The organism is Methylobacterium sp. JK268 (assembly GCF_054052225.1).
The window spans coordinates 44,068-56,701 of sequence record NZ_JBSVZN010000008.1 but is presented as its reverse complement, the minus strand read 5'-3'; the positions used below and the strand labels follow the sequence as shown (position 1 = coordinate 56,701).

The window sequence follows — 12,634 nt, the reverse complement described above, 5'->3', positions numbered from 1 at the left end:
CGCCCTCGGCTGGAAAAGCCGGATTGTGCCGGACCTCCCGCTGCGTCACGCTCGGACCCGCTTCCCCGGAGACGTGCGATGAGACGAACCCTGACGATCGCGATCCTCGCTCTCGGCCTGCCCGGCTTCGCCCGCGCGGACGACACCTCTCTCTGGTCGCTCTACGACACGGCCCTGAAACGCGCGAAGTACATCGACCTCACCCACGCCTTCGCGCCCGACCAGCCGGTCTGGCCGGGCTTCGCGCAGGCCCGATTCAAGGCCGCCCGGGCGGGCCGCGCGGTCCAGGGCTTCGCCGAGGCGGGCGAGGCCTTCACCTACGAGAAGCACGGCTTCGTGGCGACGGCCTACGACCTGACCACCGACCAGTACGGCACGCAGCTCGATCCGCCGGCCCACTGGAACCCTCTCGGCGCCACGATCAGCGACCTGCCGGCCACCTACGCTTTGCGCCCGCTCGTGGTCATCGACATCACGCCGCAGGTCGCCCGCGACGAGGGCTACCACCTTCAGGTCGCGGACGTCGCCGCCTGGGAAGCGCGGCACGGGCGCATCCCGGAGGGCGCCGTCGTGATGGTTCGCTCCGACTGGTCGAAGCGCTGGGCCGATGCCGAGCGCTTCGGGCGCAAGCCCTTCCCGGGCGTCGCCCTCGCGGCGCTGAAGCTGCTGCACTTGGAGCGCAGGATCCTGTTCCACGGCCACGAGCCGCTCGACACCGACACCACGCCGAACCTGGAGGGCGAGGCGTGGCTGATGCACAACAACTTCGCGCAGGCCGAGGGGGTCACGAATCTCGACAAGGTGCCAGAGGCCGGCGCGCTGATCGTGATCGGCTTCGCCAAGCCCCTCGGCGGCACCGGCGGCTTCGCCCGCTACGTGGCGATCGCCCCGCCCGGCTGGCGCGAGGGCGTGAGCGTCGAGGAGGCCCCGGGCGCGCCGCTGCCGATCCAGGCCGCGCCGCTCACGCGCGGCGCCGACGGCGTGATGCGCCCCACGCCGCCCTGATCAGGAGCCGGAGGCCGGGAAGCTCTGCGTGAAGGTGTGGCCCTCGGTGTCCCTGGCCACCACCGTTACCGGCTCGCCGTTGCCGGCGAAGCTGAAGCGGAAGGTCGGGTCCTCGCTCACCGAGATGCCGCCCGTCATGGTGAAGAGCGGCGTCTCGCCCTGGCGGACGCTCATCGATTCCACGAACCAGGCCGGCGTGTAGAGCCGGGTGACCTGATCCATCTGCAGCCCCGAATAATTCGGGTGGCGGACCTGCACCTGCGCCTCGCCGCGCTCCGCGAAGGCCCGGAAGCGCATCTTGCCGAGATTGGCCTTGGCCTCGGCCGGATCCTTCACGGCGGGCGCCGAGCAGCCGCCGGCCGCCTTCACGTAGGCCTTGGTCATGTAGAGAGCGCCGTCCTGCGTCTCCGCGATGGCGCGCACGAAGGAGTAGGAGTTGACCCGGATCCGAGTCGAGAGGTCGAACCGGTGCTGCGGCGTCGGGAAGGTGAAGGTGCCGACGACCGGCGAGGGATTCTCATCCACGACCAAGGTCAGGGACTTGATGGCGCGCGTGTCGCCATCCGGCAGGGCGATGTGGATGCCGATCGGCACGATAGCGGCGTCCTCGGCACGCTTGGGGGTGTCGAGCGCCAGCACCCCCGCGCCGTCCTGGATCGGCCGGTCGCCGGTGACGCTGGGCCGCAATTCGCTCCAGGCGGCTTCGGCCTTCGCGTCCTCCTGCGCCCATGCGGCGGTCGCCGCGAGAGCGGACAGGACCGCACCGGCAAGGGCCGGTGTCCAGGCGGTTCGGATCATCGCGCACTCCTCATCGCTTCCCCGCGGCGGACGCGGCAGTCTCGCTGCGCCGCTCTCTGTTTGCGTTCATATGTATGGGCTTGGGCCGCCCGCTGCCATGCCCCCGATTGGGTGGTGCCGGCCCGCCACGGCACAAGCCGCGACCGGCGTGCCGGGACGTCGCGCGAACCTGAAGCGCACGGGCACTCCCTCGACGGTTCGCGCGCCGGCAAGGGCTTGCAGCCTCGGACGGATTCGGATTGGGAGTCTTTGGGAAGGGGGTCATGTCCCGGGTTGTGGTGGGGTTCGCGCAACCGTCCGGGTTTTGCGTGGTGGCGGCGTGCGTTAGAGTGAGGCGGTCGCTCCCTCACGGGAGCGCGGATTGAAACGTTCCCGGTACCCTTGACCGTTAAGGGCAAGACTCTGTCTCACGGGTGCTGACGGCGGACAAGGCAATCATACAGCTTACCTCATTTGGAAAAATCTACCAGAAGCGCTTTAGCATCAGTAATAATATTCGTCCTGTAAAATTCAGAGAGAGTCTCCGTCGAATTTGCAATAGCATCGAATTCTCTTATTATTGAGTCGTAGTTTGATTTCAATACTCTTGACCTTGGGTTCAGTCCTCTAACGACGACGAGACCAGTCGGATAGCAATTCAATAGCTCGATTTTCAAATCTGGCCGGTACTTTCTGAGTATAGGAACTATCTTCCAGACATCCCCAGTCCACCAATGTGGGAAGCGTGTGTTCTCGCTCTTCGTTGTCACTTCGCTTGCGTCGCGGCTTGCCATGATCGTATTTAACGGAAGACAATCATGCATTGCGATAATAGAGTTTTTACCTGAAATTGATTCTACATTCATGAAGTCACGCAGTAGGAATTCGTAGAGATGCATGCCGTCCAAAAAAGCCAGATCGATTTTTCTTGTAAAAATAAATCTCAATCTATTTCTTGCAAAAAACTCATCACTTGTGGTCTGGTACAAAACAACGACCTTCTTATTTTCAGTAATATTGCGAGAAATTTCAAACGAAGGATCAATTCCTATGCCTTCCACGCATTTTATATTCTGAAAATTATCTCCGCTTGAAACTCCGATCTCCATATATTTTCTGCACGCGATCGCTTTCGATAAATGACTCAGGACTAATTTATAATCAGCTCCATCGTGTGTTTCTGGGATAGAATTTCCTTTATTCACTTAGTTGTCTCCAGCATGGACTGTGATTCAGTATAATTGACATGACCGGTATTTTGGACCGGGCCGGGTGAGAGGCTACTGCATGGCGACTGCCATGGGTAGCCAGTAGGCCAGATCCGGGAGCGTGACCGGTAGCCCAGCGACGAATGCGGACGGACGCGGTTGTAGGTCCTCTGCCAGAGACCGATCCCGGTCTGCGCCTCCTTGAGCGAGGAGAATATCTCCTGCTTCAGGCACTCGCCGCAGAGCTCTGCTCGAAGATCCCCACCTTCTTGCAGGGGGCATGTCGCAAGCGTTCAGTGACCCATAAAGTCTCCTTCGAACGGGGCGTTACAATGCCTGCCCACCCCCGCCGACGAGGTCGCTGAAGCGGTTTGACGGGCCTGAGTTCGCCTCATCGGGCCAGTGTGCGCCTCTGCCGGGAGCATGATATTCTGCGGCCAAAATCTTTGCGACACGCACAGCGGAACTCGGGCTTCAGCCAGGGTCGCCAGTAGGGCGAGGCCACTTTGAGCACATTGGTGACAGGCTGACTTCTGAGTTTCGGCGGCGGGAAGCCCTTGGGTCTAAACCCTAGTGTGGTCACGTCGCTCCCTCGCGGGAGCACGGATTGAAACATGGGTCGAGTGGTGTCAGGTGTGAGCGGTCGTTCACGGCCACGGCTGCGGCGTGACCCAAGGCGGCAGGTCGCCGACACAGCTGTCGAGATCCCCCTGACCGATGCGGAAGACCATCTCGGCACGGTCCGCGCACGGCTCGGCACCGGCGGGAGTGCAGGTTCCGATCAGTGACGCGATCACGCCATGGTGCTCCACGCCGCTTTCCGACTCGGCGACGTGGCGATTCTGTCACGTGAGACCCAGCGGGCCGGTGCGATCACCTCCCTCGGCCCGTTCACCCGCCTCCGGTCCAGGCCTTCGAGCCGGGCCTGCAGCTCGGCCGCCATGAACCGCACCACCCCGTCTTGGGCCTTGGGCCGGCGGAACCGGCCGTCCTGCAGCCGCTCGGTGAACAAGCACAGTCCGGTGACGTGCAGAAAGACGAGCTGGATCCGGTCGGCGCGCCTGGCGGGGGAGCGGTGCCCACGCTCCGGCTCAAGCCCGAGGTCAGGTCCGGGCAGCCGCATCCCGGGTCCGAAACGGGGACCGGCGGATCACACCCCGGGGCAGGCCCGGAAGGTGCCCCGGGAGCATCGCTCACGCCAGAGGACGCGGCGCGGTGATCGCAGGAGATCGCCGGGCGGAGGTGAGAAGGACGCTCCTCTCACCACAGAAGCCCGTTCACGCGCTCTCGCGCTGGCGATCCGCGATCGCGGCACTCCGGCCAAAGGTCAGGACCCGGTCACAGAGGGCGAGCGTCCCCTCGCGATGGGCGATGACGATGCGGGTCATGGGCAGCTTGCGCACCGCCTCGTTGATCGCCCGCTCGCTGGCCGGATCGAGGTGGCTCGTCGCCTCGTCGAGGAGGAGAAGGCCGGGGCGGCGGTGGATCGCGCGGGCGAGCACGATCCGCTGCATCTGCCCGCCCGACAGGACGCTGCCCATGTCCCCGACCAGGGTCTCGTAGCCCATCGGCATCTGCACGATCTGGTCGTGGATGGCGGCGAACCGCGCGCAGGCGATCACCCATTGCGGGTCCGCCTCCGGGTCGAAGCCGGCGATGTTCTCGAAGATCGAGCCCGCGAACAGCCGGTCGTCCTGCAGGACGCAGCCGACGCGCTCACGATGGGCCGACAGCCCCGTCGCCGACAGGGGCAGGCCGTCGAGGAGGACCTGGCCGCCGCTCGGCGCCGAGAGGCCCGCCAGGATCTTCAGGAGCGTGGATTTCCCGCATCCCGACGGGCCGGCGATGCCCAGGCACTCGCCCGGCTCGACGGCGAAGCTGAGGCCGGACAGGATGTCGGGCTCGCCGTCGGCATAGCGGAACTGCAGGTCGCGCACCTCCAGCCGGCTCGCCGCGCGCGCCTGCCGGCCGAGCACCGGCGCGCCGCCCCGCCGCTCCTCGGGCTCGCCGAGGGCGATGTCGGCGAGCCGCTCGCCGTGGAGCGACAGCATCCGGAACTGCAGCATCGTCTCGACGAAGGTCCCGACGCGGCTGGCGAACTGGTCCTTGTAGGCCAGGAACGCCACGACCATGCCGACCGACAGGCGATCCCCCAGGACGGCCAGGATGCCGACGAAGATCATCGCGATGCGGTCGAGCCCGAACAAGGCGGTGTTGGCGGCCTGGAACCAGGCATCGAACCGCTGGACGCGCAGCTCGGCGTTCAGCTTCTGCGCCATGTGGTTGATCCAGGTATCGCGGCGCCAGAATTCCAGGTTGAGGGTCTTCACGCTGGCGATGCCGCGCACCGTCTCCATGAGGTGGGAACTCTCCATCGCCCCGTGGGCGATCGCCGCCTCCGAGATCTCCCGGTAGCGCGCGTAGGCGAGGACCCGCAGCAGCACGTAGAGGCCGACGCTGACGAGCGCGAGCGCGAGGAGCCAGCCGCCGTAGAGCCCCATCATGACGACCAGGGTGAGGCTCATGACGCCGTCGAGCAGGGCCTGCACTGCCCGCGTAGTCAGGGTGCGGTGCATCGCGTCGAGCGAGCCGAAGCGCGAGACGATGTCGCCGACATGGCGCTTCTCGAAGAACGCGAGGGGCAGGCGCACCAGCCGGTCGAACAGGGCCGCCTTCCATTGCATCATTAGGTTCGTGCCGATCAGCATCGTCGCCCAGCTGCGGGCGAAGCCTGCCGCGACCTGGAGCACCAGGAGCAGCACGAGGGCGATGCAGATCAGCGTTAGGAGATCGGGTTCGGCCGCCACCACGACCTCGTCCAGCACGAGCTGGAAGCCGATCGGCATCGTCAGCACGGTGATCTCGAGCAGGACCGAGATCGCGAGGATCTGCAACGCCGCGCGGCCGAGCCCCGCCGTGCGGCGGACGAGATCCACGACCGAGATGCTGGCGCGCTCCCGCTTGCGCTCGAATTGCTCCGTCGGCCAGAGTTCGAGGGCGATCCCGGTGAACTTGGCCGAGAGTTCGGCGAGCGGCACCGTGCGTCGCCCGCAGGCGGGATCGTGGATCACCGCCGCGCGGGGGCCGACCCGGGTCAGGACGACGAAGTGGTTGTGCTGCCAGTGCAGGATGCAGGGCAGGCGCAAGGAGGCCAGGTCGGGAATGTCGAGCTTCAGGGCTCGGGTGCTCAGGCGAAGCGCGGTGCCGACCCGCATGAGATCGCGCAGGGTCGCGCCCCTCATCGAGATCGCGAAGCGGCTGCGGAGCGCCTGCAGGTCGAGGCGATGGCCGTGAAAGGCCGCCACCATGGCGAGGCAGGCCAGGCCGCACTCGGCCGCCTCCGCCTGCAGGATCACGGGAGTCGAGGGCCCGAGATGGAGGGCGGTGCGCAAGCGCTGGTCGAACGCGGTCATGAGGCGGGTCCGGGCGGGGCGGCGACCGCCGCGCGCAGGCCGTAGAGGGGTTCCAGGATCCACTGGTAGAGCGGCCGCGTCTCGCCCAGGAGATGCGCGTCCACCTGCATGCCGGCCTGAAGCGACTCGGTACGCCCGTAGCTGCGGACGAAGGGCTCATCGGGCACCACCGTCACCCGGTAGAAGCTCGGACCGCTGCCACTTCCGGTGCCGCCCGCGATCTGCGCGACCTCCTCCGGCCGCAGGTTGGCGCGGGACACCGAGACGATGTGCCCGGGATACTGTCCGAACTTCTGGTAGGGAAAGGCCCGGTAGCGCAGGAGGACGCGCGCGCCGTCCCGCGGGAAGCCGATGACGCTGCTCGGCGCCAGGAGCTGCGCGACGAGCGGCTTGCCGGCGGGCACGATGGTCAGGAGCGGGGCGCCCGCGACCACGGCCTGCCCCGCCGAGGCGCTGATGCCGGTCACGATGCCCTCGCGCGGCGCCTCGATGCGCAATTCGCGCCGCGCCTCGCTCTCGGAGATCCGGCCGTCGAGATCGAGGATCTGCTGGCGGATCTCGCTCCGCCCGGCGAGACTCTGGAGATCGAAGCTGGCGAGCCGCGTCCTGACCTCGTTGAGGCGCCCCTCGGCCTGGAGGCGTTCGCGCCGGAGCGCCAGGACTTGCGCCTTCTGCGCATTGTAAGCCTGGAGCCGGCTCTCGTAATCGGCCGACCGGCTCAGGCCGCGATCGAGCCATTTCTGCTGCCGCTGGGCCATCACCTCGAGCTCGTCGGCGAAGCGCTCCAGGATCCCGATTTGCGTATCCATCTCGGCGAGTTCGCGGTCGAGATGCTGCGCCTGGTCCGTCAGGCCCTGCTTCTCGGCGAGGTCGAGCTTCTCGCGGCGCGCCAGCGCGCCCTGCAATTCGTCGCGCTTGGCGCGCAGCAGCGAGGCCACCGCGCCCTGCGTGTCGCCGAGGGACGTGGTGCTGTCGACGCGCAGGGCATAGAGCACGTCCCCGCGCCGGACGAGCTGCCCCTCCGCGACCTTGATCTCCGCGATCCAGCCGGATTGGGGGGCGGCGAGCCGGGTCAGGCCGTCGGGCGGCAGGACGAGGCCGGTGACGGGCACGCGCCGCGTGTATTGCCCGAACACCAGGAACGCCAGAATGCAGAGGGCGAGGACGAGCGAGGCCACCGCGAAGCCCGTGACAGGCATCGCGCGGACGACGCGGGGATGTCCGAGCCAGGAATCCCGCCGGCTCTCGACGGATTCGGGCCGGAAGAGCGTTCCGCTGCCGGGCCGGGCACGCGTGGCCGACGCCTCCCGAACCATGCCGCTCCGGGACCGTCCCCCGGCCGTCGCCAGTCTCGCTCGGAGAAAAAACAACCTGATCCGATTGAACGAGAACAAAATCACTCTCTGCGCATGCGTGCGAGCCGATCCGACGCGCCTCCGTAAGGCAGCTGCGCGAGGCGTTCGACTAGCACAGGTGTGTTATTGCGAGGCGATCTACGTATTGCTTAGATCGAACACGGTCTGTCGGCGCCGACTGCAAAAGCAAGTGCAGCAGACTTTTTCGTATCTGATCGGACCAGGAGTTCAATCATGTCGAACGCGCCTCAACGCGTCATGGAAGACGAGACCTCCGTTCGCGAGCTGGAACCGCACGAGATCGATCACGTCAGCGGCGGCAAGCTCTACTGGAACGGCGGAAAAATCGTCGGCTTCGAGTTCAAGCTCGGCGGCTTCTCGGCGGGTGAAGTTCCTGTCGCGGGCGGTCAGAGCTACAACTACTGGAGCTCTCCGTTTGGCAGCGGGAGCTACTGGGCCAAGTAGGCTTCTGGCCACCAAGTCGGCCCCATGACCAAGGGACCCGAACGACGCTCGCCGGACCCTGTGTGAGCGCGAGGGGGCTTGAGGCCCCCTCGATCGGGGCAGGGGATTCCGAAGGGCATCACCGGTGAGGGGCATCCGCTCCAAGGTCAGCCTGCCCTCTGCCGCCATCGGGAATGTTGCTGCGCTCGCCGCCGAGACCGGATGGGGCGGCAGGACGATCGCCGTCACGCGTCCCAGAGGCAGGTGCGGCCTCGCGGGTGCGTTCACGCCGGGCGAGGTGCGGCCGTCTGCGGCGCGAGCCGACGCGAAATCCGTTGCGCCAAAGCCTTCTGCGCGTGCTAGAGATTTTTGCTCAAGAATCGTGCACTCGTGATCCGACATTCGCCGCGTGCCCATAAACCGTGATCGTGATCATCCGGCCGCAACGCCCTTCTCCGCCGGCGATACGCCCGACGAACAGATTGAAATTGTTCAAAAGTCCCGACCAATCACCTGTACTTACCCTGCGAGATGTTGCTGGACAGGTGCGGGAAAGCGGCTTACCAGTCCGTATGTCCTATGGAGCGCGGGCAAGCGTCCTTACGGTATGCGTGCCTGGATCACGCGGGCTCGCTGCCCGCGTGCATCGTGGCCGCCCAGCCCGGCAGCGTGGAGTGCGCGTGCGATGAGGCGATCGGCATGGGAATGACCGTCCGAACGATCGAGGCCGTCATCGTCGCGGACGACCATCCGCTGTTTCGCCAAGGGATGCGGCACATCGCCGAGCGGCTCTACCCGCACACCCTGGTGCGGGAGGCCGACACCATGGAGGAGGTCCTGGCCCTCGCACGGTCAGGCCCGCCGCCGCAGGCCGTCTTCCTCGACCTGCTCTTCCCCGGCCTGGATCCGCAGCGGTCGATCAGCGGGCTGCGCGAGGAGTTCCAGAAGACCTCGATCATCGTCGTATCGATGGTCGAGGACGAAGCGCTGATCCGCACCGTCATGGCCGAGGGGGCCGACGGATTCATCGCCAAGTCGCTGCCCGCGGCCGAGATCGCTCAGGCGATCTCGGCGGTGCGCGAGGGCGAGTTCGTCATCCGGCGCAACCCGCGGTCGGAGCTGTCCACGGCTCCAGGAAGCCTCCCTCCCCTGACACAGCGCCAGCGCGACGTCCTGCGCCTCGTCGCGCAGGGGCGGTCGAACAAGGAGATCGGTCGCGAGCTCGACATCTCGCCCTTCACCGTTCGCATCCACGTCTCGGCACTCCTGCGCGCCCTCGACGTCACGTCCCGCGCTGCCGCCGCCGCCAAGGCGGCCAATGCCGGCCTGGGCGGCGTCGTGAGCGTGGAGGGGACCGTCGTGCCGCCGCGGCGGATCGTACACCTGTCCTAGTGTCGGCCCGGCAAGGCCTGTGTCAGAGCCGCCCGGACATCGATGCGGGGCAGTCGGGCGGGAGCGATGACGGAATCGGGCGAAACCCGGCCGGTCGGGGCGGAGGCGCCCGCAGGGAACGGCGCGGCCCGGCGATGACGGGGCTGGGACACGGGCCGGGCGAGAAGGCCGACAGCGAGAGGGCGCAGACCCTCATCCGCCTCGTCGCCATGGGATGCATGGTCCTCTACGTCGTGCCGCAGGCACTCGCCGGGATCGGCCCGCCGGAGCTGCGCATCGTCGCCGTCCTGGTGACGGCACACTGGCTCGTGACGGCTGCGCTCTATGCCTGGATCTCCCGGCATCCGAGCGACAACGAACGGCGGCGGGCCGTCGCCTTTGCCCTCGACCTCGGCGGCATCACCTACACGATGTCCATCGGCGGGGCGCCGTTCCTCCCGCTCTACGCCATCGTCCTGCGGATGATCGTCGGCAACGGGCTGCGCTACGGCGCGGCCTCGCTCAAGCTCTCGACGCTCGCTGCCCTGGCATCGATCGCTGTCACGACCGGCTGCAGCGCCTACTGGCGGGACAACCCGTTCATGGTCGCGACGCTCGTCCTCACCACGCTCCTGGTGCCGGCCTACATCCACGGCCTGCTCGAGCGCCTGCGCGAGGCCTATGCCCGCGAGCAGGAGGCGAGCCTGTCCAAGTCGCGCTTCCTGGCGCAAGCGAGCCACGACCTGCGCCAGCCGATCCACGCCATCAGCCTGTTCACCGCCTGCCTGCGCGACGGCCAGCTCGGGCCGGCCGAATTGCGGATGGTCGACAATATCGACCGCTCCCTCCAGAGCGTGTCGCGGCTGTTCAAGTCGCTCCTCGACATCTCGACCCTCGACAGCGGCAAGGTCCGACCCCGTTTCGAACCGGTGGCAATCGGCGACATCGTCGAGGACGTGCGGCGGCAGAACTCGGAGGCGGCCCAGCTCGCCGGCACCCGCTTGCGCAGCCGCCCCTGCCGCCTCGTCGTGCAGACCGACCGGGCGCTGTTCACCACGATGCTCCAGAACATCGTCAACAATGCCATCAAGTACGCGCCCGGCCGGCCGATCCTGATCGCCTGCCGCCGGCGGCGGAACGGCCGCCTCGCCGTGCAGGTCTTCGACCGCGGCCCCGGCATCCCGGTGGAGCACCAGGCGCGGATCTTCGACGAGTTCTACCAGGTCCGCCACCGGGGCGACCGCGATCTCGAAGGAGTCGGTCTCGGCCTGCCGATCGTGCGTCGCCTGGGTGAGATCCTGGATGTCGAGGTCGTGCTCCGCTCGGTCCCGGGCCGGGGCACCTGCGTCACCCTCGGCAACCTCCCGACCGTCCGGGCGCCGGTCCCCGAGGACGAGGGGCGCCGGCTCGACCCGCCCGCCGCGATCCGCGGATTGCGGGTGCTGCTGATCGAGGACGACGAGGCCGTGCTCACGGCAACCGCCAGCCTGCTGCGCAAATGGGGCTGCGAGGTCCAGGCCGAGCCGGGCATTCCGGCGGCCTTGGCCGACGTGGACCTCCTCATCACCGATTTCGACCTCGGCAACGGCGTGACGGGGGCCGAATGCATCGCGGCGGTGAGGCGCCTGGCGGGGCACGACATCCCCGTGGTGGTGATCAGCGGGCACGACGAGGCGCGGGTGCGCGAGGAGCTGGGCGCGCCGGACATGCCGATCCTGTCGAAGCCCGTCCGGCCGGCCGAGCTGCGTTCCGTCGTCGTTGCCAAGAGCATCCTCGCCAAAGCGTCGGCGGCGCGGGCCGGCTCCCCGGCCCCATGAGGCGCGGCCATCGCTGCCCGGGTTGCGCTCGCGCCTCGAGGAGCGGACAGCCCTGGGCACGCGCCCTGGGCGACGCTCATCGCGCCCGAGGCCGCGACGCGATGGTGTCGCGATTCCGCGAGTCCGAGAGAGAGAAGGCGCCGCGCGCGTCAAGCCTCGTGCGCGGACGTTGAGCAGCCGATGCGGACGCGCCGCGATGGCCGTCGCCAGCATGGCCGGCGATCCGCCATGTTCGGTGGCGATTGGCACCATCGTCGGGCCGAAGCCCGCCTCACCTCCCTGAAGGTCTCCGCGCGGCCCGGCCGGAGCACCGCTCGCCTTCACGCGTCTCAAGGCCGGAGCGGCCGTCCCACCGAGAGCGAGGCGGTCGGTGGCGGCCCGCGCTCCTCCGCCCCGGGCCCGGCCGCCTCCGCATCCATCCGCGCCGCGAGGTCGAGGAAGCGGCGGCGCACCTCCGGCGCGAAGGGGTTCTGCCGCTCGATGGCCTCGTAGACCTCGGGCGCGTCGTGCCGCACCATGTCGACGGCCCGCATCAGCAATTCGAAGCTGCGGGTCGTCATCCGGGTCGGCAGCGGCTCCATCGCCACCAGCACCCGCGCCACGAGATGCGTGAGACCCTGGACCGTCGCGGCCTCGCGGTCATGCGCCTCGGGGGTGGTGCGCAGCACGGTCAGGCCCAGGACCCGCCGCAAGAAGGCGGCCGCCCGCAGGCCCCGGCGGCCGCGGATCGGGCAGAACGCGACCTTCAGCCCGGCGAGCCCGTCGCGCGCGCTCTGCGGCCCGAAGAGCGGGTGCGTCGCCAGGATCTCCACGTCCGGCGGCAATTCCTCCCGCATGATCGCGACCGGGATCACCTTCACGGAGCCGACATCGACCACGAGGGTGCCCGGACGCAGGTGCGGCGCGAGGTCCCGCAGCACCGCGCGCAGGCCCGAGACCGGCACCGCCAGGATCACCACCGGGCAGTCGGCCGCCTGCGCGAGGTCGACCCGGCGGATTCCGTCGCCGAAAGCCTCAGGCGGTAGGAACGGATCGTGGGCGAGCACGGGCAGGTGCGGCGCGAGATGGCGCGCGATGAGCTGCCCGAAGGCGCCGAAGCCGATCAGGCCGACGGGAAGAGGAGCATGGAGCGAACGGGACGACACGGGTTCCTCGCGGGTGAGGCGGGCCGACGGTCATCCTGTAGGGTGCGAGCCGCCGACGACGCAGCGGCTGGGCATGACGCGCACCACCGCTCAGGGGAG

10 protein-coding genes and 1 pseudogene are annotated in these 12,634 nt (G+C 67.9%); 4 read left to right on the top strand and 7 right to left on the bottom strand.

The features are described 5' to 3' along the window. Positions 1 to 78 precede the first annotated feature (78 nt). Positions 79 to 1,005: a cyclase family protein gene (locus ACW9J6_RS10200; protein ID WP_457116358.1), complete on the top strand. Its 927-nt coding sequence runs from the start codon at positions 79 to 81 to the stop codon at positions 1,003 to 1,005. Here ACW9J6_RS10200 and ACW9J6_RS10195 read toward each other — a convergent pair whose 3' ends face one another. From ACW9J6_RS10195 to ACW9J6_RS10170, 6 genes and pseudogenes are all read right to left on the bottom strand, one after another. Then, positions 1,006 to 1,803 carry a quinoprotein dehydrogenase-associated SoxYZ-like carrier gene (locus ACW9J6_RS10195; protein WP_457116357.1) on the bottom strand — a complete coding sequence of 266 codons (798 nt, stop codon included), beginning with the start codon at positions 1,801 to 1,803 and terminating at the stop codon, positions 1,006 to 1,008. It abuts the gene before it with no gap. A 449-nt stretch (positions 1,804 to 2,252) separates the two neighbouring features. Next, the gene (locus tag ACW9J6_RS10190) at positions 2,253 to 2,891 is read right to left on the bottom strand and encodes a class I SAM-dependent methyltransferase (protein WP_457116356.1); all 639 of its coding nucleotides are present in this window, start codon (positions 2,889 to 2,891) and stop codon (positions 2,253 to 2,255) included. A gap of 171 nt (positions 2,892 to 3,062) precedes the next feature. Then, positions 3,063 to 3,253: pseudogene (locus tag ACW9J6_RS10185) on the bottom strand (integrase core domain-containing protein); the annotation flags it as partial. 530 nt (positions 3,254 to 3,783) lie between these two features. Then, positions 3,784 to 4,113: an IS66 family insertion sequence element accessory protein TnpB gene (gene tnpB, locus ACW9J6_RS10180; RefSeq protein WP_457116355.1), complete on the bottom strand. Its 330-nt coding sequence runs from the start codon at positions 4,111 to 4,113 to the stop codon at positions 3,784 to 3,786. A gap of 154 nt (positions 4,114 to 4,267) precedes the next feature. Next, the gene (locus ACW9J6_RS10175; RefSeq protein WP_457116354.1) at positions 4,268 to 6,403 is read right to left on the bottom strand and encodes a peptidase domain-containing ABC transporter; all 2,136 of its coding nucleotides are present in this window, start codon (positions 6,401 to 6,403) and stop codon (positions 4,268 to 4,270) included. Then, positions 6,400 to 7,719 carry an HlyD family secretion protein gene (locus ACW9J6_RS10170; protein WP_457116353.1) on the bottom strand — a complete coding sequence of 440 codons (1,320 nt, stop codon included), beginning with the start codon at positions 7,717 to 7,719 and terminating at the stop codon, positions 6,400 to 6,402. The genes ACW9J6_RS10175 and ACW9J6_RS10170 overlap by 4 nt, the downstream gene beginning before the upstream one ends. A gap of 273 nt (positions 7,720 to 7,992) precedes the next feature. On the opposite strand from ACW9J6_RS10170, the gene ACW9J6_RS10165 reads away from it, so the two are divergent. The 3 genes from ACW9J6_RS10165 to ACW9J6_RS10155 all read left to right on the top strand — a co-directional run bounded on the left by ACW9J6_RS10165 (position 7,993) and on the right by ACW9J6_RS10155 (position 11,390). Continuing rightward, entirely contained in the window at positions 7,993 to 8,223 is a 231-nt protein-coding gene (locus ACW9J6_RS10165) for a hypothetical protein (protein ID WP_457116352.1), read from the top strand. Between the two features lie 684 nt (positions 8,224 to 8,907). After that, on the top strand, positions 8,908 to 9,594 hold the full coding sequence (locus ACW9J6_RS10160) for a LuxR C-terminal-related transcriptional regulator (RefSeq protein WP_457116351.1): 687 nt from the start codon (positions 8,908 to 8,910) through the stop codon (positions 9,592 to 9,594). Positions 9,595 to 9,728: 134 nt separating this feature from the next. Next, positions 9,729 to 11,390 (top strand): hybrid sensor histidine kinase/response regulator, encoded by a 1,662-nt coding sequence (locus ACW9J6_RS10155; RefSeq protein WP_457116350.1) that lies wholly within the window; start codon positions 9,729 to 9,731, stop codon positions 11,388 to 11,390. 329 nt (positions 11,391 to 11,719) lie between these two features. On the opposite strand, the gene ACW9J6_RS10150 is transcribed toward ACW9J6_RS10155, so the two are convergent. Next, entirely contained in the window at positions 11,720 to 12,535 is an 816-nt protein-coding gene (locus ACW9J6_RS10150) for a prephenate dehydrogenase/arogenate dehydrogenase family protein (RefSeq protein WP_457116349.1), read from the bottom strand. Between the last annotated feature and the right edge of the window lie 99 nt (positions 12,536 to 12,634).